The sequence below is a fragment of the Candidatus Binataceae bacterium genome, from assembly GCA_036495685.1.
Classification (GTDB): domain Bacteria; phylum Desulfobacterota; class Binatia; order Binatales; family Binataceae; genus JAFAHS01.
This window is the reverse complement of the sequence record DASXMJ010000068.1, coordinates 1-23,760: the sequence shown is the minus strand read 5'-3', so window position 1 is coordinate 23,760 and position 23,760 is coordinate 1. Positions and strand designations below refer to the sequence as shown.

24 protein-coding genes and 2 tRNA genes are annotated in these 23,760 nt (G+C 59.9%); 11 read left to right on the top strand and 15 right to left on the bottom strand.

Features of this window, described 5'->3' with window-relative positions; all coding sequences use genetic code 11:
* A partial coding sequence (locus VGI36_07825) for a hypothetical protein (GenBank protein HEY2485041.1) occupies positions 1-204 on the bottom strand: 204 nt, incomplete at its 3' end.
* A gap of 11 nt (positions 205-215) precedes the next feature.
* Complete coding sequence (locus tag VGI36_07820; protein HEY2485040.1) at positions 216-512, bottom strand: TrbC/VirB2 family protein; 297 nt, start codon at positions 510-512, stop codon at positions 216-218.
* Between the two features lie 252 nt (positions 513-764).
* Here VGI36_07820 and VGI36_07815 point away from each other — a divergent pair, with 252 nt between their 5' ends.
* From VGI36_07815 to VGI36_07800, 4 genes are all read left to right on the top strand, one after another.
* Positions 765-1,286, top strand: a complete 522-nt coding sequence (locus tag VGI36_07815; GenBank protein HEY2485039.1) for a hypothetical protein — start codon at positions 765-767, stop codon at positions 1,284-1,286.
* Positions 1,287-1,440: 154 nt separating this feature from the next.
* A complete protein-coding gene (locus tag VGI36_07810) occupies positions 1,441-1,842 on the top strand; it encodes a hypothetical protein (GenBank protein HEY2485038.1) in 402 nt (133 codons plus the stop codon).
* A gap of 72 nt (positions 1,843-1,914) precedes the next feature.
* Positions 1,915-2,700 carry a cbb3-type cytochrome c oxidase subunit I gene (locus VGI36_07805; protein HEY2485037.1) on the top strand — a complete coding sequence of 262 codons (786 nt, stop codon included), beginning with the start codon at positions 1,915-1,917 and terminating at the stop codon, positions 2,698-2,700.
* The gene (locus VGI36_07800) at positions 2,636-3,052 is read left to right on the top strand and encodes a hypothetical protein (protein ID HEY2485036.1); all 417 of its coding nucleotides are present in this window, start codon (positions 2,636-2,638) and stop codon (positions 3,050-3,052) included. Before VGI36_07805 ends, VGI36_07800 begins: the two co-directional genes overlap by 65 nt.
* Before the next feature lie 551 nt (positions 3,053-3,603).
* On the opposite strand, the gene VGI36_07795 is transcribed toward VGI36_07800, so the two are convergent.
* From VGI36_07795 to VGI36_07785, 3 genes are all read right to left on the bottom strand, one after another.
* Positions 3,604-4,749, bottom strand: a complete 1,146-nt coding sequence (locus tag VGI36_07795) for a nitronate monooxygenase family protein (protein ID HEY2485035.1) — start codon at positions 4,747-4,749, stop codon at positions 3,604-3,606.
* A 23-nt stretch (positions 4,750-4,772) separates the two neighbouring features.
* Positions 4,773-5,219: a hypothetical protein gene (locus VGI36_07790; protein HEY2485034.1), complete on the bottom strand. Its 447-nt coding sequence runs from the start codon at positions 5,217-5,219 to the stop codon at positions 4,773-4,775.
* A gap of 562 nt (positions 5,220-5,781) precedes the next feature.
* Positions 5,782-5,872 (bottom strand) — tRNA-Ser (locus VGI36_07785).
* Between the two features lie 473 nt (positions 5,873-6,345).
* Between VGI36_07785 and VGI36_07780 the strand changes: the two genes are divergently transcribed.
* Positions 6,346-7,338 (top strand): ferritin-like domain-containing protein, encoded by a 993-nt coding sequence (locus VGI36_07780; GenBank protein HEY2485033.1) that lies wholly within the window; start codon positions 6,346-6,348, stop codon positions 7,336-7,338.
* On the top strand, positions 7,338-8,678 hold the full coding sequence (locus tag VGI36_07775; GenBank protein ID HEY2485032.1) for an acetyl-CoA hydrolase/transferase C-terminal domain-containing protein: 1,341 nt from the start codon (positions 7,338-7,340) through the stop codon (positions 8,676-8,678). The genes VGI36_07780 and VGI36_07775 overlap by 1 nt, the downstream gene beginning before the upstream one ends.
* Positions 8,679-9,016: 338 nt before the next feature.
* Here VGI36_07775 and VGI36_07770 read toward each other — a convergent pair whose 3' ends face one another.
* The 3 genes from VGI36_07770 to tadA are packed head-to-tail and all read right to left on the bottom strand — an operon-like array spanning position 9,017 to position 10,892.
* Complete coding sequence (locus VGI36_07770) at positions 9,017-9,220, bottom strand: hypothetical protein (protein HEY2485031.1); 204 nt, start codon at positions 9,218-9,220, stop codon at positions 9,017-9,019.
* A gap of 27 nt (positions 9,221-9,247) precedes the next feature.
* Positions 9,248-10,375 (bottom strand): amidohydrolase family protein, encoded by a 1,128-nt coding sequence (locus VGI36_07765; protein ID HEY2485030.1) that lies wholly within the window; start codon positions 10,373-10,375, stop codon positions 9,248-9,250.
* 49 nt (positions 10,376-10,424) lie between these two features.
* Positions 10,425-10,892, bottom strand: coding sequence for a tRNA adenosine(34) deaminase TadA (tadA, locus tag VGI36_07760; protein HEY2485029.1), 468 nt, complete (start codon positions 10,890-10,892; stop codon positions 10,425-10,427).
* Between the two features lie 75 nt (positions 10,893-10,967).
* Here tadA and VGI36_07755 point away from each other — a divergent pair, with 75 nt between their 5' ends.
* From VGI36_07755 to VGI36_07735, 5 genes are all read left to right on the top strand, one after another.
* Complete coding sequence (locus VGI36_07755) at positions 10,968-11,486, top strand: hypothetical protein (GenBank protein ID HEY2485028.1); 519 nt, start codon at positions 10,968-10,970, stop codon at positions 11,484-11,486.
* Positions 11,487-11,519: 33 nt separating this feature from the next.
* Positions 11,520-11,846, top strand: a complete 327-nt coding sequence (locus tag VGI36_07750; protein HEY2485027.1) for a rhodanese-like domain-containing protein — start codon at positions 11,520-11,522, stop codon at positions 11,844-11,846.
* Between the two features lie 175 nt (positions 11,847-12,021).
* The gene (locus VGI36_07745; protein ID HEY2485026.1) at positions 12,022-12,846 is read left to right on the top strand and encodes a carbon-nitrogen hydrolase family protein; all 825 of its coding nucleotides are present in this window, start codon (positions 12,022-12,024) and stop codon (positions 12,844-12,846) included.
* Between the two features lie 17 nt (positions 12,847-12,863).
* Positions 12,864-13,679 carry a hypothetical protein gene (locus VGI36_07740; GenBank protein ID HEY2485025.1) on the top strand — a complete coding sequence of 272 codons (816 nt, stop codon included), beginning with the start codon at positions 12,864-12,866 and terminating at the stop codon, positions 13,677-13,679.
* A 32-nt stretch (positions 13,680-13,711) separates the two neighbouring features.
* On the top strand, positions 13,712-14,728 hold the full coding sequence (locus VGI36_07735; protein ID HEY2485024.1) for an aminoglycoside phosphotransferase family protein: 1,017 nt from the start codon (positions 13,712-13,714) through the stop codon (positions 14,726-14,728).
* Positions 14,729-14,778: 50 nt separating this feature from the next.
* Here VGI36_07735 and VGI36_07730 read toward each other — a convergent pair whose 3' ends face one another.
* The 7 genes from VGI36_07730 to VGI36_07700 all read right to left on the bottom strand — a co-directional run bounded on the left by VGI36_07730 (position 14,779) and on the right by VGI36_07700 (position 23,319).
* Positions 14,779-15,627 carry a sterol desaturase family protein gene (locus VGI36_07730; protein HEY2485023.1) on the bottom strand — a complete coding sequence of 283 codons (849 nt, stop codon included), beginning with the start codon at positions 15,625-15,627 and terminating at the stop codon, positions 14,779-14,781.
* A gap of 191 nt (positions 15,628-15,818) precedes the next feature.
* Entirely contained in the window at positions 15,819-16,433 is a 615-nt protein-coding gene (locus VGI36_07725; GenBank protein ID HEY2485022.1) for a CDP-alcohol phosphatidyltransferase family protein, read from the bottom strand.
* A gap of 17 nt (positions 16,434-16,450) precedes the next feature.
* Complete coding sequence (gene hflX / locus VGI36_07720) at positions 16,451-17,752, bottom strand: GTPase HflX (GenBank protein HEY2485021.1); 1,302 nt, start codon at positions 17,750-17,752, stop codon at positions 16,451-16,453.
* Between the two features lie 157 nt (positions 17,753-17,909).
* On the bottom strand, positions 17,910-21,383 hold the full coding sequence (gene dnaE / locus VGI36_07715) for a DNA polymerase III subunit alpha (GenBank protein HEY2485020.1): 3,474 nt from the start codon (positions 21,381-21,383) through the stop codon (positions 17,910-17,912).
* A 79-nt stretch (positions 21,384-21,462) separates the two neighbouring features.
* Positions 21,463-22,200 carry a 50S ribosomal protein L25 gene (locus VGI36_07710; protein HEY2485019.1) on the bottom strand — a complete coding sequence of 246 codons (738 nt, stop codon included), beginning with the start codon at positions 22,198-22,200 and terminating at the stop codon, positions 21,463-21,465.
* Positions 22,201-22,224: 24 nt separating this feature from the next.
* Positions 22,225-23,184, bottom strand: a complete 960-nt coding sequence (locus VGI36_07705) for a ribose-phosphate pyrophosphokinase (protein ID HEY2485018.1) — start codon at positions 23,182-23,184, stop codon at positions 22,225-22,227.
* A 59-nt stretch (positions 23,185-23,243) separates the two neighbouring features.
* Positions 23,244-23,319 (bottom strand) — tRNA-Gln (locus tag VGI36_07700).
* Between the last annotated feature and the right edge of the window lie 441 nt (positions 23,320-23,760).

Genomic DNA, 23,760 nt, shown 5'->3' with positions numbered 1-23,760 from the left:
CGTGCGCTCGATTTCCGAGGGTATCCTGATGTTCACTATCTTGCTCTTCATCACGTTTTCCTTTTTGTTGCGGGGCGAATTCGTATTTGCTGAGTCACGGAAGGTCTTCCGGACGACACACGCGACGGCTGGGTGAAGGCGAAACGGAGAGGTGAGCACGTGGCGGGCAATGTTAGCGACGCTCTTAACGAATTGATGGCTCAAGCGGATCTCCGCTAACCAAACAGAAAATTCATGATTTGCACGGCGTGCGATGCCAAGAGGAGGCCGATTCCCATGCGGAAAAGGCGACGGACTCCACCGTCGAACTCGACCCCCAGCGCGTAGGCAAGCGCCGCGGCGATGAAGGCAATCCAGGTAATTGCGTGCAGAGCTGGTCCGGTCAGATAGTCGAGGATGGTGTACAGAGTCGGGTCCCATGGCATAACTGGGGTCTGTGCGGCTCGCAGCCAGTCCCCTGTGGTGAGCACTAGCGGGCCGAGGGGGTCTGGCGAAAATGCAAGTGGGGCCATATGAGGATCTCCCGGCGCTCCGCGCCGTAGTGATTCTGTCTGCAGATATGCAGTTTTAATAGCAGAGGTCGCAGGCTCACTCAAGACGATGCGTCGCCTCCGCGGCTCTGACGATGTCTCGGTCGGTCTCGGTTCGAAGGGCTGCCTCTACGGATATCGCCCTAGCAAACCGACTTCGCCCTTCGAACGACGAACCGATAGTGTCATGTGGCCAGAGAAGGCAGCTCGCATCAGCACGACGTAGAATTTCGAATGGATACTCAACTATCTCCGTGGTGGAGGCGAGCCCTGATGCTGTTGATGGCGACGGGCTTGGCGACTCTCGGTTACTTGGCGGCCCGCACCTACCGCGACGCGCCGCCGATTCCTGCGCGGGTCGTGGATCCCTTGGGCGCTACACTGTTCACCGGGCGAGACATCATCGCAGGACAGCAAGTCTTTCTGAGCCACGGCCTCATGGAGAACGGCACCATCTGGGGCCATGGCGCTTACCTGGGTCCCGATTTTTCAGGTGAATATCTGCATACGTTGGCACTCGATGTCCGTCGCTCGCTCTCAACCTCGATGAATCAGGACCTCGGCGCGAATCAGAAAAACGATGCCGGTTCGCTTGACGCTGCGGTAGCACACACGCGCAAGCAAAATCGTTACGAATCCTCATCACGTACGCTGAGGTTCACCCGAGCTGAGGCGGATTCCTTTCGCACCCAGCAGCAGAAATGGCGCGACTACTTCTCAACTCCCGATCACAATGGCGGCCTTACCCGGGCGTAATCGAGAATTAGGACGATCTGCGACAGTTGACGGCCTTCTTTGCGTGGGCCGCTTGGGCAAGTGCGGTCCAGCGCCCCGGGAAGGTTTACTCATACACGAACAATTTTCCCTACGACCCCCTCGCGGGGAACGTTCCAACCGCGGACGCAGTTTTGTGGAGCGCGATGAGCTGCTGATGCTGCTTGGTGGAATCGCCGCCGTGCTCTTTGCGTTCGGGCGTTTCGACTTCCTCGGATGGCAACGCGATGCACAGCGACGACCCGCGATGCTGCCCCATCGTCCGACGGCGAGCCAGCGTGCGACGCTGAAGTACTTTGTCATCGTCAGCCTGCTCTTCTTGGCGCAGGTCCTAGTCGGCGGGGGAGTCGCGCACTTCAGGGCCGACGCCGCAAGTTTCTACGGCATCGATATTTCACGCATCTTTCCAAGTCAGCTTCTCCGCACCTGCCGTCTGCAGCTTGCGATCCCATGGATCGCCACCGCGTTTTTAGCCGGGGGGTTGTTCATCGCGCCGTCGCTAGGGGAGGCTATCCACCCTATCAGTCATTCGGGGTGAACCTGCTCTTTGTCGCATTGATCGTGGTAGTGGGCGGCAGCCTGATTGGCGAATGGCAGGCCGCTTGTGGGAATGGTTCGGCAGCCAGGGCTGGGAATATCTCGATCTCGGCAAGGCCTGGCAGATAGGGCTGGCCGCCGGTCTCGTGATCTGGGTGTTCTTATTGCTTCGAGCGGTGAAACCGTCTTTCAGCAATCACGACCATGGCGAACTCTCGGTGCTGTTTTTTCTCTCGGGCTTGCGATTCCGGTGTTCTACCTGCCCGCGTTCTTCTATAACAGCGCCACCAATTTCGCGATCGTCGACCATTGGCGCTTCTGGATCGTTCATCTGTGGGTCGAAGACTTCTTTGAGCTCTTTGTGACCGTGGTGGTCGCCGTACTGTTCTATCGGCTCGGAGCCGTCAATGTTAACAGCGCCAAACGCGTTATTTATCTGGATGCCATCCTGTACCTGATGGGCGGCATTCTCGGTACTGCCCATCATTGGTACTTCACGGGGCAGTCGAGCATGACCATGGCCATCGGAGCGAGTTTCTCGGCGCTCGAAGTGGTGCCCCTGGTTTTATTAACGCTTGACGCGTGGGATTTCATCCGCGTCAGCGAGGGCGATATCGATAGCGGTGGCAAACGCACTGCGATTTCGTATCAGTGGACCTTCTACTTCCTGATGGCGGTGGGGTTCTGGAACTTCCTTGGCGCCGGCGTCTTCGGGTTTCTGATCAACATGCCAATCGTGAGCTATTTCGAGGTCGGAACCATTCTTACGCCCCAACCACGGACACGCGTCATTCATGGGCGTATTCGGTCTGCTCGGCGTCGCGACGCTGGTCTTTGCGTGCCGCGAAGTCGTCGCTGACGAAGGTTGGGCGAGTATCGAGAAATGGGTACGGGTCTCATTCTGGGGACTTAATCTCGGGCTCGCCTCGATGATCACCTTCAACCTGTTTCCTGGGGGCGTCATGCAGTTGTACGACGTTTTGCAAAACGGATATTGGCACACCCGCGGACATGAATACCTGGGAACGACGGCGGCCCGCTTCGTGGAGTGGGTCCGGCTGCCAGGCGATCTCGTATTTATCGTTGTCGGTGTCGCGCCTTTGCTGTGGATAACGACGAATGCATACCTGTCAATGCGGCGTGCAGCGGACACTCCCATGGGTGCCGCTTCCGCGGGCCCGTTGTTGGGTGAGATAAGCGCTGCAGATTGATTCATGAATAAATCGAGCAGCGGCAGCTCGCATGCCTTTGACGTTTCGGACCTAGCTGGATGGCTCTGGAGTATTTTTCTGGCGGAGAGGGGGGATTCGAAAACACCGGCAAAGTAGATGACGGGAAGAAGCGGTAATATTTTCCTATGTTTTTCGAATGTGCCAGTACCGAAGTCTAGCCCTTCTGCCATCTGGTTCGTCCCCGAGGGACACACGCGTCCAGTGCAGCTAGGTCAACTATCCGGGCAGTCTTGCTCTCTGGCGTAACCTCTAAGGATGGCTACTGTGCCGAGCCTTATGTTCTGTTTCACCAAGCTGGGACTTCCAGGATTGACGAAAAGCACCCCTTGGTGAGCTTCCACCATAGCCTCATGGGTGTAGCCGAAAACCACAATGTCCACCGGCTTGCCAAAGATGCTAGTCGTTGAATCAGGAATGAGCACCCGAGCATGCTCAAGATGACGAAAGGATTTGAACCCGTGCGCACTTTCACCGTCTGTCCCACCTAGCAAAGTCGTGTTTATGGATATCGCCAATGGCTGAGCGGGTAACTACTCCTCGACCGCAGCATTGAGGTCGGCCACGGCCTCGGCAAACTCTTCCATGAACTCCTGAACCACCGTGCGGCAGGACTTCACGCTGTCCACCAATCCGACACCTTGTCCGACGAAGTAAGTCACAAGTTCGCGCGCTTTCCTGTTGCCTTTCTCCGCCGCGATCTGCGCCGCCGCCAGCGTGGGCTCGCTAACCAGGCTCTGCAGGGGCATCGGCAATGCTCCGGGACTGTCGGGCCCCTCCCACGCATCGGTGAAGGCGGAACGAAGCTGGCGCGTGGGCTTGCCGGTGCGGCATCGCGAGCGCACAGTGTCGCGAGATCGCGCCTCGATCATCTTCTCACGAAAGATCTCCGTGGTCTCAGATTCATTGGTCGCCAGCCACACCGAACCGGTCCAGACTCCTGCGGCGCCCATTGCAATGCACGCGGCCATCTGCCTGCCAGTCATGATACCGCCCGCTGCCAGGACCGGAATCTTCCGTATCGGTTTGATCGCGCGAATCACCTCGGGGACCAACACTATCGTCGCTACCTGACCGGTATGTCCTCCCGCTTCTCCTCCTTGGGCTACGATAATGTCGACTCCCGCCTGGGCTTGGCGCACTGCATGTTCGGGCGCGCCGACGAGCGCGGCGACCGGAACGCCATGCTTGCGTCCTAGGTCGATCATTTCCTGCGGTGGCACTCCCAGCGCGTTCGCGATTAGCCCAATCGGATGGCGAAACGATGCTTCCAACAGTTTCAGCGCATTCTCCTGCTGCATCGAGATGGGCGCTTCGGGCGAGCGTCTCCGCACTCCTTCGAGCGCCTGCGACGGCTCGATTCCATGGTTGCGCATCAGCTCTCTAGCGAAGTCCCTGTGTGTTTGCGGAATGCGCTCCTCAAGCATCCCGTAGGTCACCCCCTTTTCCTCCTTTATCGAAAGGTTCTCTGGAATCAGCACGTCGATTCCGTAACGCTTGCCGTCGACATGCTCGTCAATCCACTTGAGCTCCAGCTCGAGTTGATCAGGCGTGAACGCAGTCGCGCCCAGCACACCAAATCCGCCCGCCCGGCTGACCGCCGCGACAACATCCCGGCAGTGACTGAAAGCTACAAGTGGAAAATCGATTTCGAGCATTTCGCAGATTGATGTCTTCACAAATTGGCTCCTTCACCATCCAATTATAAGTCAGCAGACCCATAGCGCATCAGTTTCAACAAGCGCTTCATGGCGAGCCGCACCTCGATTGCGAAGGGCACCGTCGCGACGAGATATGTGAACAGCGTCATCGCGATTACCGCCATTCGAGCCTCAAGGGGCCCGGCCACGCGCGAATCGACGGCGACCGAACTCCACGCTAGGAACACTATTATGCCGATCCAAAAAGGCACCACAGGCCACACTAGGCGCATGTTCAGCGTCACGATGGTTCCCAAGCCGTCGCGCCGGAAGTTCCCTTCAATTATCGGGAGGAATGAGCCCTGGTATCTGATGATTCGATGAATTTTGAAGCGGCTACCTGCAACCCTGCCCTCGAAATATCCGCGCTTCGTGGAAGATGGCCACCCCCACTTTCGGGGCGGTTCGACGATCTCCTGGAGAACCCGAGCGGCGTGCGCAGGGCTCATCGGTGTCGGGATTTCGAATTTACGAAAGGGCGGCCGAAGAAACTCGATCAGTCGATCAGGTTCGAAGTCGGACCCAGTGATCCGTTCGGCTTCAAACATCGCCGCGTAAAGTTAACCGGTTAACGGGAATTCGCTCTGTCGGAGCGGCGTGTGGTTCGCGAGCCTCGCCTTTAGGGCAAACGCGGCGCGCCGAAATGTTGCATTTGACATGTAGTTCATTATTTTTCCGGCAAATATATCTGCAGTCAGGCATGGCAGTCATTGGATATGACACGCGCTACATCAAAATGCCCAGAAAGCACTTAGGCCCAGACCAGCGCGAGGAGCCCAATTAGTGCGCTTCACGAGGGCCACGCAATCTCACGATTTGCGGTAGCCCTTCGAACACGTTATCAAGGCCTTGGTCGCGCCAGACGAGCAGCACTACAGTATGGCGGCAAACCCGTGATCTTTAATCTCTTTCCCCTTTCCTCTGACGTTCCTCCTGGAAGCGAACTATCCCTCGAACCGTCCCCAAGAAGACCCCTTCGCTCGAAAATCGAGTCAAATCAAATGCTTAGCCTGGCGGAGAGGGGGGGATTCGAACCCCCGGAGCCACAAGGGCTCACGTGATTTCGAGTCACGCCGGTTAAACCAGACTCCCGAACCTCTCCGTAACCGGTCAGCATTTACGTTTGCTTATACACAGTCAAGGAAGAGCATTCGCGAGAAACCTGCGACCGCAGAGACAGGTTCGACCTGCGCCGCCTCCTCACCCGTCAGTCACGAGCTGCCTTGGCGAATCGACCTCTAAGGACCCTCCGCCCTGGATGACTCTCGGCAAGACGCTCTACGACATGCGCACCGGTCGCTCGATCCAGATGGTCGGAAACGCTTCTGCTCGTGGGTTCAAAGATCCTCACTTTGCCCTTACCAACCGCCGGACATACGAGAGCAGATCGTCGACGATACACGGGCAATTGGAATTGCCAACTGCGGCGTCATCGAGACCTCCAACTCCCTCCCAGCCGCCACGGGGCCGGAAGGTCGCGCGAGCAACAACCGACCGATCGGCAGGTTTTCGCGGCCCGCTCAAATTTGCTAGTTTCCCTTGGAGCACAGGCCGCACTGGCGGAGGAATCATCATATGGCTGAGACAGCGGAGCGAATCTCCACGACCCTCGAAACGGTTTTCCAGCGTTCCTACACTTCCGAGGCTCCCGACCTTCGCCGCTTGTACGAGAACGCAAAGCGCGATCAGTGGAACGCCGCGCGCGATATCGATTGGACGCAGACGGTCGACCTTGACCGTGGCATCTTCGCCAACGAACTGGTCGATGGACACGGCACCGATACGCTGAATCGCCTCGGCCCCAAACGCTTTGCCGAACTCAACGTCGAATTTTCCTGCTGGCGTCTTTCGCAGCTCCTGCATGGTGAAGAAGGTGCGATGCTCGCCTGCAGCCAACTGGTCAACATGGTTCCCGGCAACGACGCAAAGTTTTTTCAGGCTACCCAAGTGGTCGATGAGGCTCGGCATGCCGAAGTGTTGAGCCGCTACCTGATGGAAAAATGCGGCGGGAAAATCTATCCGATCACCAAAAACGTCCGCGCGGTGTTCGAGTACATTCTCGGGCACGGCAAGTGGTTCGTGAAGACGGTGGGATTACAGCTCATCGCGGAGACCTTTGCAGTTTCGTTGTTTCGGATGCTGGGGGATACCGCCCTCGACCCGCTGCTACGCACGATCTGCAAGCGAATCTTGGCGGATGAATCACGCCATATGGGTTTTTCGGTGCTGAGTCTGCCCGATGCGATCCAAACCCTGAATCCCTCCGAGATGCGCGAGCTCGAGGATTTCACCCGCGAGGCAATTCACCTGGTGCTGACCGGGCAATTCCCGCAGGAAGCCTACGAAGCAATCGGGATGAGTCCACAGGAGGTCGAGGAGATTCGGATCGCGCGCAAGGAAATCGCTCGAAGCTCCGCCGACGCAGCCTACTTTCGCAAGCTGTTCCGCCGTGAGATGCATCAGACCATTGTGACCAACATGCAGAAGGTAGGCCTGCTCAACGATCGCACGGCCGGTTTTCTGCGCGAATTGGGCGTCGACCCGACCCAGTCAGCAGCGGCCGCATAATGGCGACCGCACCGCGGATTAATCACGCTCCTGACTGGCGTGCGCAGTTGGGGGCGCGCCTGGTCCAGCCCGACGAGGCCGTCTCGCACGTCAAATCAGGTGATCGGGTTTGTCTGTCGGTCGCGCAGGCGACGCCCCTGATGATGTGTGCCGCGCTGGCCGGACGGTTAATGGAGACCGAGAACGTCCTCGTTTACCACAGCGCCGCCGCGTTCGATTGGAACCTGCCCGGGCTGGGCGAACGGTTCCACCTCCAATCGCACTACGTTTCTCCATACGACCGCACTCTGTACTCGGCCGGGCGGGCGGACTTTGCTCCGGTCGCGTATTACCGAGATGGTCATTTGCCCCCTTCGATGGAGAATTTCAACGTCTACATCATGGCGGTGTCGCCGCCCGACCAGGACGGCTACCTGAATTTCGGCGAAGTGCAGGTCATGTCGAAGCTGCTGGCGCGCAACGCCGACCTGGTTATCGCGGAACTCGACCCCAACTTTATCCGGGTCGGTGGCGACAACCAGATTCACCTCTCCGAAGTCGATTGGTTTGTCGAACGCACGATCACACTGCCGGAGATCGCCCTGCCGCAGCCCGCGGAGGAGGAGCAAAAGGTAATCGACACCGTCTGCGCGATGGTTGCCAAAGAGTTGGTGCCGGATCGCGCGTCGATTCAGATCGGTGTCGGTTCAATGTCGGGTGCGATCATGCCCCACTTCGCAGACCATCACGACCTCGGGATGCAAACCGAGATCATCCCGCATCATACGGCACCGCTGGTACGCGATGGGGTGCTTACCGGAAAATACAAGAAATTGTTCCCCGGGCTGGTGGTGGGGAGCGGCATCGCACCGCTGACGCCGCGCGAGCAGTTGGAATATATCGACGGCAACCCGCGCTTTCAGCTTTACGACTTCAATTTCACCGACGACATCCGCACCATCGCGCGCGAAGAAGGATTGATTTCAATCAATAATGCTCTGTCGATTGATCTCACTGGGCAAGCGGACAGCGAATCGATCGGACCGACGATGTATACCGGGACGGGCGGGCAGACCGCCTTCGTGGTCGGTGCAAGTCTCGCTGGTGGCAAGACTATCCTGGTGACTCCTTCGAGTTCGATGGTTAAGGGCCAACGGGTTTCGCGGATCGTCTCAAGCCTGGCGCCCGGCAGCGTGCTCACCGCGCCGCGCACCTTCGTGCACTATGTGGCGACCGAATATGGCATCGCATCGCTCAAGGGGAAGACTATTCGCGAGCGGGCCAATGAATTGATCGCGATTGCGCATCCGGATTTTCGCTCTGAACTGCGGGAAGAAGCCAGGCGGATGTACAATTTTTAGTCCGCTGTTTCTGGTCGGGCTCCAACCCGTTGGCCGGACTGCGACCCAAGACCATCGCTGCCCGGAATAGTAAGCAAGACTCAAAGTATCGAATTGAAATGCTGCGACCGCAGTCTTGCGACATTGTCTGTCCCGTTGCGTGGAAAGGTAGCCGGAGGCTCGCTTGCCATGGCCATTGGTTGCAGCTCCCTCAGCGAGGTGCATTGGCGTCACCCGCGCCCGATGGTTTGCTCGGCAATCGCGCACGATTTTGCTGGGCGATAGCAAGTTCGCTCTCCGCGGCAAGCGAAGACTCCCTGGCAATTGGAACACCCTACTAGAACGGGCGATTACGTTTTCTATGTCGGGCGGACGGTGTAGACGCCTGCGAATCCCGGTGGGCGCCAACCTTTGTTCGCACACGGAATGCAAACGACGAACGGTTTACGGCGACCTTCCTCGATTCCCGTCAGGCTGACGGCGGTCTCGGTCGAGACCGCCTTGTTGCATGCCACGCAGGTAGCGGTCAGAGCCTTGTTCTCTTTCGCTTTCTCACTCGCCATTCGCAGTCCTTTCGTGTGAAAACAGGCTCACAGCGGAAAAACTGATCGCGCATTGGCACCGAGCAGTTTGCGCTGGCGGTCCAAGCTCAAGGCCCCAGCGCTGGCACGAACCAGGTGCGGCGCCTCGAGATTGGAATCAATATGCGGAAAATCGGAGCCCCACAACACCCGGTCTTCACCGAGTAAATCCATCACCGACCCGATGGTTCGTTCCTGGGGCTCCGCGACTACCCAAATGTTGCGCCGGAAATAGTCGGAGGGCTTTAGCCTGGTTGGGAAGCTCCACCCGAGCAACTCGTACTTCTGGTCCATCCGGTCCATGATGTACGGTGCCCATCCGCATCCCGCTTCGACGCACAGAACCTTGAGTCGAGCAAAGCGATCGAAGAGTCCGTCAGCCACCATCGTCATGACGGCTGGCACAACCTGCGCGAATCCCCCGAGCGCGAAGCCGTAGACGGCGCGAAAATCACCGGGCTGGTAGAAATTCCCCAACAGACCCGGTCCACGATTGAAGCGGACAATCACGTGCAGACAAACCGGGATCTGCGCCTCTTCGCACTCGTGCCAGATCGGGTCAAAATCGGGATGTGAAAAGCGCTGTCCGTTGATCGGCTCCGGCGCAAGGAAGATTCCTTTGAAGCCGAGCTTCAAGCAGCGACGCAACTCGACCAGCGCGGCGGTCGGATCCTGCAAGGCCAGATGCGCAATCGGAATCACGCGAGCGCGCGCACCTGAAGCAAAATCATTCAGCCAGTCGTTGTAGGCGCGCGCATAGGCGGAAGCGAGATCGTTTTCCGCAACGTCCCACAGAATTCCGACGGTCGGAAACAGCACGCCCGCATCCACGCCCCATTCGTCCAGCAGCCTGACGCGTTCCTCGGGCAGGTAGCTCGCCGGCGGGCACCCCTCCGCGTATTTGATCTGGCCGGGCACGAACAACGATTGGCGCGGCAGATTGGCGCCGCCTAGTCCGCCCAGCACTCCCTTGAGCAGCGGTTGGTTGTCTATCAGCAGCGTTTCGAGACCGTCCGCATCGGTCGCAATGCGAATCGCACGATCGCGAAATCGCGGCTCGATGTACTTCTCCCACAGATCGGGCGGTTCCATCACGTGAGAGTCGCAATCGACTACGCAGTCCAGGTGCTCGCCCATCCCAGTCCTGTACTCCTAACACCCATCAGACCGGGACCGGCTCCCGCGGTCAAGCCGGCCTGCCACGCGCCGTCTGAAAGAACTGGCGCAACAGCTTGGCGGATTCGGTCGCCATCACGCCGGGAGTGACCTCGATTCGATGATTCAGCGTACCGTCGCGCCCAATGTCATAAACGGAGCCCAGCGCACCGGCTTTCTCATCGCGGGCGCCGTAGACCAGCCGCCCTACTCGGGCAGTGACCATCGCGCCGACGCACATAACGCATGGCTCCAGCGTGGCGTATAGGGTGAGGTCGGTAAGTCGATAGGTGTGGACAGCGCAGGCTGCCTCGCGCAGCGCAAGGATTTCGGCGTGCGCGGTGGGGTCAACCAGGGCGATGGGTCGATTGTGGGCACGTGCCACGATTTGGGCGCCGACGACGGCGACTGCGCCCACGGGAACCTCTCCCTCTTCCGCGCCCTTTCGCGCTTCCTCGAGGGCAATCGCCATGAAACTCAGGTCCTTCGATGAATTCATCGGTAACGCCAAGCTTCGACTAATATCACGTTGACATTCCGGATAACGCCGACCAAGATTGACCATAAGGTGATCATGAAGAAACTCACCACTGTCGCTGCGATGCTGTGGCTGGTAGCTGGGCTCGCGAGTACTGCTTTCGCGGGCGCACAAGTGCCGCTTCAGGACTCAGAGACAGCCCGCCAGGAAGCCTTGCGCAAGGCTTACTATGATCATCCCGCCACCAAGGTGGTCCCTTCCAAAGACGTAAAAGTCGTAATTACCAAAGATTCCATAATGCGGTCATGTTGCATGCCGCCCAACCTGGTGGTCGCAGGGGATGTGACCAACATGACGGCACATCCGGTCAGCTATGTGCGGATGGTGATCAGCTTCGAAGATGCGAAGGGGAAAATCCTCCACGCCGAGACCATATATAATATGAAGGCGGCCAGCCTGGGCGAGGATGAAGAGGTGAGGCGTCTCCTCAACGAAACACCCCATTTCGATCCGCTACTTCCGGGCAGCAGCGATCGGTTCACCTTTTCAATCCCCACGCCGATGCTGCCGAATTTCGCGAAGGTAGAACTCTACCCGGACGCGATCGTCCAGTAGCGCCGCTGCCGCGCCGGATGTAATCATCGGCGCATGTCCCCCATCGATGAAATCACACCCGTCGACCTGAAGGCACGGATCGATCGGGGCGACCGGCCATTTATCCTAGACGTGCGCGAACCTGAGGAAGTAGCGCTCGCGGCGTTTCCCGATGCAACCAATATCCCGATGGGAGACATTCCCTCGCGTATGACCGAACTCGATCCCGATCGCGAGACGATAGTAGTCTGTCATCACGGGGTCCGAAGTGCGCAGGTAGCAATTTACCTGGCGCGAATGGGTTTTGAACGTGCGGTTAATTTGGCCGGCGGGATCGATGCATGGTCGGTCGTCGCCGATCCTGCCGTTCCTCGCTATTGAGAAGAAGGGCGGCGGATCGTTGGCTCTCGGGGTCTGTATCGAGATGGCGGTCGGAGAAGCTCGGCGAAATCTCACCGCAGACCGGGATTTCTCAAGACTGAACTTCTAATGACCTCATCACTCATAGTGGTTTGACGGAAGCGTAGGCAAGCAACTTGAGCAGAGGAACAGCCCGATGACGTACCTCGCAGCTGCGATCCAGGTATCCGCGGGGCCGGACAAGGGCGCTAATCTTGAGCGCGCGGAACGGCTGGTGCGTCTGTCGGCGGTGCGTGGCGCAAACCTGGTGGCGCTCCCCGAGGTTTTCAACTGGCGCGGCAGGCGGGCCGACGAGCGTGCCGCGGCGGAATCGCTCGCTGGCGAGTCGCTCGCGCGCATGGCGGCGTTGGCGCGCGATCTCCGCATCCATCTGGTTGCGGGATCAATCACCGAGCTTGCCGAAGGTCAGCCGCGTAATTACAACACGTCGACGTTGTTCGGTCCGGATGGCTCGTTGCTTGGGGTCTATCGAAAGATTCATCTGTTCGATGTCGACCTGCCCGGACGAGTCACGATCCGCGAATCGGATGCAAAGCTGCCCGGCACCGAGGTGGTTAGCGTCTCAACTGCGATCGGTCAAATTGGCCTCACCGTCTGTTACGACATCCGCTTCCCCGAATTGTACCGCTCCCTCGTGTTTGGCGGTGCACGGATAATCACCGTGCCTAGCGCATTTACCTTCCCCACCGGCGAAGCTCATTGGGAGGCCTTGCTGCGAGCGCGTGCGATTGAGAACCAGGTGTACATAGTGGCACCCGCACAATTCGGGGCAAACGTCCACGGTTTCAGCGACTACGGTAATTCGATGATCGTCGATCCCTGGGGGCGGGTGCTGGCGCGCGCTGCCGACCAGGAAGGAGTGGTAGTTGCACCAATCGATCTCGAATACCAGGAGCGTGTGCGCCGCGAACTGCCCTCGCTGACGCATGTGCGCTTGGGTCCGGACCACAAATCGAGGTGAGCTACACGGAGCTTCGGATGAAGAACATCACCTGTGCGAGCCTGGCGATACTACTGACAGTCGCGGCGCCCGCGCGCGCTCACGACATGAGCGCGATGGGCAATATGACTAGCGCCCCTAACGCGATGGGCGCGCATATGCACATGAGCGAGCATATGAAGATGACGGATCTGCGTCCGCAAACAGCGCAGGATGACGAGCGCGCCCAGGCGCTGCTCGTCACGTTGCGGCGCGCGCTGTCGCCTTATCGCGACTACCGGGCGGCACTCTTCCGGGGATTGCGAATTTTTCTGCCGTCGGTGCCGCAGGAGGTCTATCACTTCACGGACTTTGAAGCCGCCAACGCGGAGTATCAGGGTCTTTTCGATCCCGAACGCCCGGGTTCACTGCTCTACGTCAAGAAAGGCGAGGGCGATTACCTGCTGGTCGGCGCGATGTATAGTGCGCCCGCATTTTATACCCCCGACCAGCTCAACGCCCTCATACCCTTAAGTGTTGCGCGGTGGCATCAGCACGTTGATATCTGCCTGCCCCGGGGTATCAGCTTGACGGACCTGCTACGCGACAAGATCGGCGCGGATCGAACCGATCTGCCGGGCACCCTCCCGGTCGCGGCCAATCCTGAAGCGCTCGATCTGGACCATCGCGTCGGCTTCATGGCCGACGGGCGCTTCGGATTTGAAGGCAAGATTCACGACTCAGCCTCGTGCGAGAGTGCCGGCGGCAGTTTCATTCCACTCGCGTTTGGCTGGATGGTTCACGTTTATCCATTCCAGGGTGACGATTTGAAAGTAGCCTACGGAATGAACGTGCCTTCCGTATCCACCAACTGACGGCGCTCTGCTGACTAGTCGTGCGGACCGGGGTGGAGCCCAAGCCGGCGTGGCGTGAAATTCCACCTTCGATTCGAAGGAAGACCAGCGAAGTTCTGGGGGCGGAGGTAACCACTGGCCGCAGAGTTTGGGGAGGCTATGGACCCTCGCCTACTTTCCGGTTGCTGCTGGCAGATGGTCGCCGCGCTTTTCTCAAAGGGTGTTCGCCGGGCGCGAGCGAGTTCATGCGTGCGGCCTTCGCGCGGGAACTCCGTGTCTACCAGGAGCTCCATGAGCTGATTCGCGAATGGTCGCCGTCCGTCTATGGGTATTTCGCCCGCGACGATTGGGACATATTGATCCTCGAGGATCTCGGTCCCAAGAGCGTGCCTCCATGGACGGCGAGCATCACCCGACCGATCGTCCAGTCGTTTGCGAAGTTTCACGCGGCAAACAGGGGAGTCGCGCTGCCGGATTGGCTGAGGCGTCCATCCGAATGGCTGAAAGATCCAGGACTTCTCTGGAATTGGACGAACAACCGCAGCTCTCGAGTTGAGAGAGCAGCGGTCGCTGGCAACCTAGCCGCCGAGGCCGCCGAATGGTTTGCACGGAATGGTCCCTTGCTGAGATCGGTGTCGAGCACGCTCCTGACCGCACCCGCACCCCCGCAACTCCTGCACACCGATGCGCGGTCAGACAATCTTCGATGGAAGAACGGGCGGCTCTATTTAGTCGACTGGGCGGAAGCGGTTGCGGGGCCACCGGAGTTGGACGCAGCTTTCTTTATCCAGAGTATCGCAGTTGAATCTCCGCTTGATCCCGAGACCATTCTCGAATGGTACCGGCAGATTCATCCATTGGACCCCGAGGTCATGGAAGCGGCGATTTGCGCCGCCGCGGCGTTTTTTGCAGACCGCGCCTGGCTCCCGGAACTACCTGGTCTGCCGCGGTTGCGGACATTTCAGAGGAGGCAGCTGCACGTAACCCTGGGTTGGGCGCTTCGACGGCTCGGTCTGGAAACCCCTACGTGGTTGGCAGCAGTGGGCGGTGGCGCCGCAGACGCGAGATGATCGCCTGCCAGGCTTGGTTCAAGATGAGATGAAGTGACCCTTCTCGGGCGTCACGGGGGCAGTTTTGTCCGGGTCGGATATCCACCGGGCAGGCCGCGAAACGGCTGGGTTAGCAAAGGAAGCAGGTTCAGCTCTTCGCTCGAGCGAAATTGGTCTATGCCGAGGGTCATGCCGAGATGACCGGCACCAGGCTGAGCGCGATACGTCCGCATCAGGTGATCCCACCAGGGCAGGTTGAAGCCGAAGTTACTGTTGGTTTCCGCCCGCACGATCGAATGATGGACACGATGCATGTCGGGGGTTACGAGAATCCATCTAAGCCATCGATCGGTCGCTTCAGAAATTTCCAGATTAGCGTGATTGAACATCGAGGTGGCGTTCAACAGCACCTCGAACGCCACCACCGCCATTGCTGACGCACCGATCGCGAGCACGACGCCGATCTTAATTAGCATCGAGAGCATGATCTCCAGCGGATGAAATCGCAGACCAGTGCTTACGTCGAAGTCGAGGTCGGCGTGATGCATGCGGTGAATTCGCCACAGCAGGGGAACCGCGTGAAACACCCTGTGCTGCAAATAGATCGCGAGATCAAGGGCGATCACCGCGATCACCAGCGCGATCGCGCCTGGCAGCGGGATCCGATAGAGCAATCCGCTTGCGCGCTGTTCGGCGGCAAGTGCGGCTCCGATCGCGGTGATGGGAAGCAGAATTCGCACCGCGATCTCGTTGATCGCCGCAATTGCAAGGTTGGCTGGCCATCGAGCGCGCCGTGAGAAGGAACGGTCGCGCCGTGGCATCGCCGCCTCGGCTAGAGCCATCGCCGCGAACACTGTAAGCGCCGCAATCAACCGGATCGCAATTTCCCGGCGAAATTGCGCGGAAACAACAGAGGTCACGCGCCGACCTCGTCATGGTTTCGGAAGGAAAGACGGATGGTCCGCTGCTCAAGAAGCCATTTCCGCCCTACGTAAGCACGCGCGGGACCACCGGGCGAGTACGAAAGGCGCGGAGCCTCTCTGGGTAGTTGGCAATGGTTCGATCGGTACTCTTGCACCTCACTGATTTGAGAGCGGAGCAGACCGGCCTATCAGCTGAACATCTCCGGCTCGCGGGAGCCTAGCCAAACCAGACCACGGTAGGAATAGTGAACACCCGAGAGGGCCGTGACGCCTACGGTCAGGTAAAGCAGCCCGTACCAGTAGTTCGACCACTCCACTCCCATTCGAAGCAGGGTAGCAACTACGCAGGCGAGTTGAAGCACGGTACTCAGTTTCCCGAGATAGCTTGGTCTTACCGGCATTCGCTCGCTGGTAAAAAACGCGACCATCAGGTAGCCGCCCACGACTACCACATCGCGGATGACCACTACCCCGAGCAGCCAACCCGGCAGATCCTGTTCTACGGTCAAAACCACGAACGCTGAAACCAGCATCAGCTTGTCCGCAAAGGGATCGAGGAAGGCACCGATTTCGGTGCGCGCGTCGAACCACCGCGCGACCGTCCCATCGAGAGCATCGGTCAACGCGGCGGCCACAAAAACGTAGAGCGCTTCCGTGTATTGGTGCCGGCTGAGAAACGAAAGGAAAATGGGAATCGAACCCACCCGGCACAGGGTCAGGAAGTTGGGAACATTGAGCAGTCCCCGAAGGGTGGGAGCGCCGGTATCCCTGGGAGCCGGCTTATGAGGCGAAGCTACGGCCATCGCAAGTCACAGGACTGTCAGGCCTCGGCCAGATTCGCTTTGCGCAACCGCCCTGCCACCGGAGGGCTCACCCGCGCGCGCATGGCGACCACGCCGTCTCGATATTCTTCGCTTATCACTTCGCCCTCCCGCCGCGCCATCGCAATCAGATCTCCGCGATTGGCGGCGATCGTCACGGCAACCTCCTGACGCGTGATTCCCAGCTCGCGGCCAATGCGCTCCAGCAGACGCTCAAGTCCAAGGGAGCGCAGGGCGGAAATTGCCTCCGCGTTGGCGGGGATTCGCGGCGAATGCTCGACCAGATCAATCTTGTTCATCACGATAATTCGTCGCGTGGCTCCGGCCCCGATTTCTTCCAATACGCGATCCACTATCTCCACGTGCTCGGCGGCAAGTTCGGAGCTGGCGTCGACCACGTGCAGCAGCAGGTCAGCAGTACGCACTTCCTCCAGCGTCGCCTTGAAGGCCTCGACCAGCGTATGCGGCAAACGATGGATGAACCCGACCGTGTCGGCGATCATGACGGTCATGCGGTTGCGCAGCCTAAGCCGGCGAATGGTCGGATCGAGGGTCGAAAACAGGCGGTTCGCGGCTTCGACGTTCGCGCCCGTGAGCACATTCAGGAGGGTGGACTTCCCGGAATTCGTGTAACCAACCAGCGCGACTGTTGGGTAAGGAACTTCCAGGCGTCGGCGCCGCTGATTGTCGCGGGTTCGCTCGACCTGCCGGAGCCGAGTGCGCAACCGGGTGAGGCGTTCACGCAAGCGGCGACGGTCGACTTCGAGCTGGGTTTCACCTGGTCCGCGCGTCCCCACTCCACCGCCGCGTGCGCCGACGCCTCCTCCTCCGCCGCCGGCCGCACCGCCGCGCACCCGCGACAAATGGGCCCACTGCCGGGTCAGGCGCGGCTGCAAATAGGCAAGTTGCGCGATCTCGACCTGCAGCCTGCCTTCCAAGGTGCGGGCGCGCTGCGCAAAAATGTCCAGGATCAGTTGACTGCGATCGATAACCCGCAGCTTCAGTTGATTTTCCAGGTTGCGCGACTGCGCCGGCGATAGTGCGTCGTCGAAGATGGCGACGGTCGCATCGGTCATCCGCGAAATCTCGCCAACCTCGCCGGTCTTCCCTCGTCCGATGAACGTACGTGGATCGGGGGCCTTGAGGCGCTGGCTTACGGTGGCTTCGACGCTCGCGCCCGCACTCTCGGCCAGCGCTTTCAGTTCGGCAAGAGATTCCTCGCTGGAGATTCCCGCGCGTCCGCCCAGGTCGATGCCGACCAGGACGGCGCGGTCGTGCTGTTCACTCGCTACGCTATGCAATCGTCTAGAACTCTCTTGGGCAAAGGGTCGCCTGGGGCCGAGCGTAGCAGACCCAAGACTTGGGTCAATTCCGATAAAGGCAACCTACGGATTACGCGGACGTCGTCTGGATAAGTGACCGGTTGGCGGGTGACCGGCAGATCCCGACCGGCAGCTACTACTTAAGTTCGACCGCGCCCGGAGACAGCACCTTCTCTAGTTCGGCAACCAATGCATCGCTCGGGGTCACGCGAAAACCGTCGCCCAGCAGCAGGACCGCTTCGCGGCCATCGTCCAGGCCCAGATGCAGGTAGGTCAGCGACTTGCCGCGATAACGGGTCAGCGCAGCTTTGAGCTCATCGATGCCTCCATTTTCGAGGCGGCTGCGCGATGCATGCACGCGAACTTCGCGATAGGAATCCAGCAGCGCCGTATTCAACGGCCGCAAATCATCGAGGATGATTTGTGCGCGCTCCTCGTCGACATCGAGCTTGCCGCGGGCGACCACCGGCCCCTCGCCCGAGATGACGGCTTCGTACTTCTGGTAGGTCTCCGGCCACGCGATCGCCTCGACCACTCCATTACGATCTTCCAGCGAGAACGTCGCGTAGCGCTTGCCGGACTTGTTGTTCTTGAGCTTGACTGCCTGGACTACTCCGGCAATTTGCACCTGGCTTCCGTCGGGGGCAGCTGGAAGGTCGGCAGTGGTCAATCGGCTGACGCGCGCGATAACGCGTTCGTACTTGTCGAGCGGATGCGCCGTGATGTAGAAGCCGAGCGCTTCTCTTTCGTTTCTCAATTTTTCCTTCGCATCCCACTCGCGCACTGATTCGCGGCGTGGCCCGGGTGCGGCCGCTACCGCGCCGCCGAACAGGCCCATCTGATTGCGCTCGGCGTCGCTCTGTGCCTTTTGCGCCAGCTTGAGGGAGTCTTCGACCTGCGCCATCAGGGCCGCGCGGGTGATGCCTCCGGAATCAAACGCTCCGCATTTGATGAGCGCCTCGAGCACCCGCCGATTCACCAGTTGCGCGCCGACGCGAATACAGAAGTCCACCAACCCCTCGAAGGGACCGCGCCCCTCGCGCTCGGCAATGATAGCGCCCGCGGTTTTCGCGCCGACCCCGCGGATCGCGCCCAACCCGAAGCGAATCGCACCCTCTGCGACCGCAAACTTGACGCGGCTCTGGTTCACGTCGGGAGGGAGAATCGCGATGTGCATCTCGCGCAGCGCCGCGATGTTCTTGTAGGTCTTGTCGGCATCATCCATGTCGAGCGACATGAGCGCCGCCATGAACTCCTGCGGAAAATGCGCCTTGAGATAGGCGGTGCGATAGGTGGTAAGCGAGTAGGCGGCGGCGTGCGACTTGTTGAATCCATAGGACGCGAAGGTTTCGATCTTTTCAAAGATCGATTGCGCGAGTGTGCGCGGGAGTCCGTTCTTTTCGGCCCCTTCGATGAATCCGGCATGCTCCTTCTCCATGACCGCCTTGTCCTTCTTGCCCATCGCGGCACGGAGCGTGTCGGCTTGTTGCAGAGTGTAGCCGGCCAGCGCCTGCGCGGCACGCATGACCTGTTCCTGGTAAACGATGACACCGTAGGTGTCGGCGAGCACCGGCTCCAGCAGCGGGTGGTCGTACTCCACTTTTTCGCGGCCGTGTTTGCGGTCCACGTAGTGCTGGACCATGGTCTTGCCATCCTGAACCGCATCGAGGGGGCCGGGACGGAAGAGCGAGGTGGCTGCCACGATATCTTCGAAGCGGGTCGGCTTCAGGTCGCTTAAGAAGCGGCGCATCCCCGAACCTTCCATCTGGAACACGCCAACCGTGTCGCCGCGTGCAAGCAATCGATAGGTTTCAACATCGTCGAGTCGCAAGCGGTTCAAGTCGGGCACTTCCTTGCCACCCGCGCCGATAAGATCGAGGGTGTCCTTGATCAGTGTGAGATTCTTGAGCGCGAGGAAGTCAAACTTGATCAGTCCGATCTCCTCGACTCCCTTCATTGAATACTGAGTTATCGCCAGCCCGTCTTCGCCGGTCTCCTTGTCGACGTATAGCGGCACCATCGAGTGAAGTGGCACATCTGCGATCACCACCCCGGCTGCGTGTTTCGAGGTGTGGCGCAGCAAGCCTTCGAGCTTGAATGCATAGTCAAACAGCTCGGGGTGAATCCTCCGCTCTTCCTTGAGGCGCGGTTCCAGGTCGATGGCATCTTTCAGAGGAAAGTCGCGTCCCTGCTTGGGCGCCGGGTAGAGCTTGACGATCTTGTCGGTCTCTGCGAACGAAAGCCCGAGTACTCGCCCCACGTCGCGAATGGCTTGCTTGCCCTTGATGGTTCCGAACGTGATTATCTGTGCGACGCGATCGGCCCCGTATTTGCCGCGGACGTAGTCCAGAATTTCGTCGCGCCGCTCCCAGCAGAAGTCCGAGTCGATATCGGGCATCGATTTGCGACCGGGGTTCAGCCAGCGCTCGAACAGCAGCTTGTGCTCGATAGGATCGACTTCAGTGATGCCCAACGCATACGACACCAGCGATCCAACCACCGAGCCGCGTCCGGGTCCGGTCGGGATGCCCTGACCGCGCGCATAACTCATGAAGTCCTGCACGATAAGAAGGTATCCGGAGAACCCCATGTCGCGGATAACGGGAAGTTCGCGATCGAGCCGTTCCCGATAGGGGGCGGGATCGACCTCGCCGTAGCGCGCGCGGATCTCGCCAAGGCGCTGCTCCAACCCCGCGCGCGCGCGTTGCTCCATTTCGTCGTCCAGGTTCGCGTGTTTCCCCGCCTGGTACACGGGAAAGCGGAACTTGCCGAATTCGAACTCGAACTCGGCCCGCCTGGCGATTTCCATAGTGTTACGGAATTCTTCGGAATCGGCTCCAAATGCCTGGGCCATCTCTTCCGGCGTTTTTACGTAGAGTTCGTCGGTATCGAAACGCCAGCGGCTCTCGTCCGCCATGGTCTTGCCGGTCTGGATGCAGAGCAGGACTTCGTGCGCCTTCGCATCGCCGCGATGGAGATAGTGGCAATCATTGGTCGCCACCAACGGCAATCCCACCCGGCGCGCGAGGTCGCGCAGCGCGTCGTTGATGGGTGCATGGAGCCGGTTGTCCTGAAGCTCCACGTAAAAGCGGTCGCCGAAGGTTTTCGCATACCATTCGGCGGCCTCGCACGCTTTATCCATGCGGCTCTGCCGCAGCCAGCGCGGAATCTCTCCTGATAGACACCCCGAGAGTACGATGAGGCCGTCGGACAACTCCGCGAGAATTTCCTTGTCGATGCGCGGCTTGTAATAGAGCCCCTCCTGGTAGGCGCTGGTCAGCAACTTGCAGAGGTTTTGGTAGCCGGTGCGGTTCTGCGCGAGCAGGATGAGATGGAAATTGCCCGCGCCATCCATGTCGTCGCCGCGGGGCGCCTGCGTGCGATCGCTGCGCTTGCCGGGCGCGAGGTATGCCTCGCAGCCGATGATCGGCTTGATGCCGTTGGCGATTGACTTCTGGTAGAACTCGACCGCCCCGAACATGTTGCCATGGTCGGTAATCGCCATTGCTTCCATACCGGACCCCTTAGCGTGCTCCAGCAGGGGGGCGATCTTGTTGGCGCCGTCGAGCAGACTGAACTGTGTATGGACGTGTAGATGAGCGAAACTCACCACGGCTCCTCCACCCGCCGCGCACGCCGTCGTACGTGCGCGGACTCCTCTCGATTCCACGTGCGGCGTTGCGCGTGGTTTACTTCTTGGCCGCCGGCTCGGCCTTCTTTGCGGCGCCACCCGCGGCCGCGGGGGCTGCGCCCTCTTTCTGCGCCCCTTCGGCGGGTGCTGCCGCGCCAGCGGCTGCGGCTTCGGCGGGCGCACCCTCCTCGGGCGCACCTTCGGCGGCGGCAGCCTGCGGGGTAGGGGCTTCTGCCACGGTCGGCGGCAGAACCGAAACTACCGCGTAGTCCTGATCGAAAATCGGCTTGGCGTTGCCGGGCACTTTCACCGCGGAAACGTGAATAACGTCGTGCACGCCGAGTTCGGTTACGTCAACCTCGATCGCTGCGGGAATTTCCAGCGGCAGGCACTCCACCGTCATCGCCCGCACCAGCGGCTGTAGGATGCCGCCGTCAGCGACGCCGAGCGCGCGGCCGGTGAACTTGAGCGGCACTTCGACCTGGATTGCGCGCTGGAGATCGACTTCGTAGAGATCCGCGTGAAGCACCGCGCCGGAGACCGGTGCGCGCTGCACTTCTTTGAAGATGACATGGCGGCCATCCAGCTCGGACGCGCCCGACTTGAGTCGCACGATGCGTGTATGCGACGCGGCCGAGAGGCGATCGCGCAACTCGCTGCCGCTCACCGAGAGCGGCGTCGGCAGCGAGCCGGGGCCGTAGAGCACCGCCGGCACGCGGCCCTGGCGGCGAAGCGCGGTTATGGTACTGCGGGGCTTTACCGCTCGCTTTTCACAATTAAGTTCACCAGTTTCCATCGATTGGTTCCGTATTCGGCTCGCCTAGTTGAACAGCGAGCTGACCGACTCCTCATTATGAATGCGTCGCACGGCTTCCGCTATAAGCGGCGCCACCGACAGGACTTTGAGCTTTTTCAGCTCCATCTGCACCTTCGGGCGCAGCAGGATGCTGTTGCTTGTGACAATTTCCACGATATTCGATTTGTTCAGGCGCTCGCAGGCGGGATCGGAAAGAATTGGATGGGTCGCCACTGCGAACACCTCGCTGGCGCCAGCGTTCGCAACCACTTTCGCCGCTTCGGTGATGGTGCCGGCTGTGTCGATCATGTCATCGACCAGCACCGCCACGGAATCGCGCACTTCGCCGACCAGTTGCATCTCGGCAACTTCGCCGGCGCGCCTGCGACGCTTGTTGATGATCGCGAGGTTAGCGTTGAGCCGCCCGGCGAAAGCGCGTGCGCGCTCCACCCCGCCGGCATCGGGCGAGATGACGCTGATCTTCTGCCCATCGAGCCGCTTGCGCAGATAGCTTATCAGCACCGGCATCGCATACAGGTTGTCGACCGGAATGTTGAAAAACCCTTGAATCTGCCCGGCGTGCAGATCGACCGTCACCACCCGCGAGGCGCCCGCCGTGGTAATCAGGTCGGCGACCAGCTTGGCGCTGATCGGTACGCGCGAGGCGACCTTACGATCCTGCCGCGAGTAACCGAAGTAGGGAACCACCGCGGTGACGCGCCGCGCCGAAGCGCGCCGCAGAGCATCCATTACCAACAGCAGTTCCATCAGGCTCTCGTTCGGGGGCGAACAGGTCGACTGGATAACGAAGACGTCGCCGCCGCGAACGTTCTCGTGTACTTCGACCATCACCTCGCCATCCGGGAAGCGCCCCACTTCGGCTTCGCCGAGACGCACTCCGAGATGCTCACAGACTTCGCGGGCCAGCGCCGGGTTGGAAGTACCGGTGAAAATTTCCAATGCGTCTTTGGCTTGATCTGCCATCTCGAAATTCCGCAATCTACCCGCGGTCTACCCTTCGCGCCCGGCGACAAAGCATCAGTTGGCTGGGCGGGAAGGATTCGAACCTTCGAATGCCAGGTCCAAAGCCTGGTGCCTTACCAGCTTGGCGACCGCCCAGCGCGTGCGCCTCAAATCCAAAGAAAATCACCCGCCACGCGCCTTTGCACCGGCCCCTGGCAAGGGTTGGAAAAATCCTCCAACGGGTGCTTGCTCCGCTTGCAGCCTCCCCGGAGAGGGAGAACTAAAAGGGAAGCAGCATTCCTCTTGGCAGGTTGTTTGAGAGCAATAATTCCTTCGCGTCCCGGTATTCGTTTTTCTCAATCCTCTACTCAACCAAGGCCGTCCACGGACGATTCAGCCGCCCGCTGCCCCCAAAACGCACTCCGGCTTTTGCGGATCCAGTAAGAGCAGTCTTGACTAGTTCGTGCCCGGAAAACCCGCGTAAGCCGCGACTAATATGCGGGATTGCGATGTTATTGAGGCCTATTTTACCTGTCAATGCGCACGCGCGGGTCGCATCAACAGGAACTAAGTACCTCGGTGGAAAAAGCGGAATTG

Excerpts from the sequence above, each read along its gene's own strand:
- VGI36_07710 (HEY2485019.1), bottom strand. The coding sequence starts at position 22,200 with ATGGAAACTGGTGAACTTAATTGTGAAAAGCGAGCGGTAAAGCCCCGC.
- VGI36_07740 (HEY2485025.1), top strand. The coding sequence starts at position 12,864 with ATGAAGAACATCACCTGTGCGAGCCTGGCGATACTACTGACAGTCGCG.
- VGI36_07775 (HEY2485032.1), top strand. The coding sequence starts at position 7,338 with ATGGCGACCGCACCGCGGATTAATCACGCTCCTGACTGGCGTGCGCAG.
- VGI36_07705 (HEY2485018.1), bottom strand. The coding sequence starts at position 23,184 with ATGGCAGATCAAGCCAAAGACGCATTGGAAATTTTCACCGGTACTTCC.
- VGI36_07725 (HEY2485022.1), bottom strand. The coding sequence starts at position 16,433 with ATGGCCGTAGCTTCGCCTCATAAGCCGGCTCCCAGGGATACCGGCGCT.
- VGI36_07790 (HEY2485034.1), bottom strand. The coding sequence starts at position 5,219 with ATGAGCCCTGCGCACGCCGCTCGGGTTCTCCAGGAGATCGTCGAACCG.
- VGI36_07780 (HEY2485033.1), top strand. The coding sequence starts at position 6,346 with ATGGCTGAGACAGCGGAGCGAATCTCCACGACCCTCGAAACGGTTTTC.
- VGI36_07800 (HEY2485036.1), top strand. The coding sequence starts at position 2,636 with ATGGGCGTATTCGGTCTGCTCGGCGTCGCGACGCTGGTCTTTGCGTGC.
- VGI36_07820 (HEY2485040.1), bottom strand. The coding sequence starts at position 512 with ATGGCCCCACTTGCATTTTCGCCAGACCCCCTCGGCCCGCTAGTGCTC.
- VGI36_07750 (HEY2485027.1), top strand. The coding sequence starts at position 11,520 with ATGTCCCCCATCGATGAAATCACACCCGTCGACCTGAAGGCACGGATC.
- VGI36_07745 (HEY2485026.1), top strand. The coding sequence starts at position 12,022 with ATGACGTACCTCGCAGCTGCGATCCAGGTATCCGCGGGGCCGGACAAG.
- VGI36_07765 (HEY2485030.1), bottom strand. The coding sequence starts at position 10,375 with ATGGGCGAGCACCTGGACTGCGTAGTCGATTGCGACTCTCACGTGATG.
- tadA (HEY2485029.1), bottom strand. The coding sequence starts at position 10,892 with ATGAATTCATCGAAGGACCTGAGTTTCATGGCGATTGCCCTCGAGGAA.
- VGI36_07815 (HEY2485039.1), top strand. The coding sequence starts at position 765 with ATGGATACTCAACTATCTCCGTGGTGGAGGCGAGCCCTGATGCTGTTG.
- VGI36_07755 (HEY2485028.1), top strand. The coding sequence starts at position 10,968 with ATGAAGAAACTCACCACTGTCGCTGCGATGCTGTGGCTGGTAGCTGGG.
- VGI36_07770 (HEY2485031.1), bottom strand. The coding sequence starts at position 9,220 with ATGGCGAGTGAGAAAGCGAAAGAGAACAAGGCTCTGACCGCTACCTGC.
- VGI36_07805 (HEY2485037.1), top strand. The coding sequence starts at position 1,915 with ATGGTTCGGCAGCCAGGGCTGGGAATATCTCGATCTCGGCAAGGCCTG.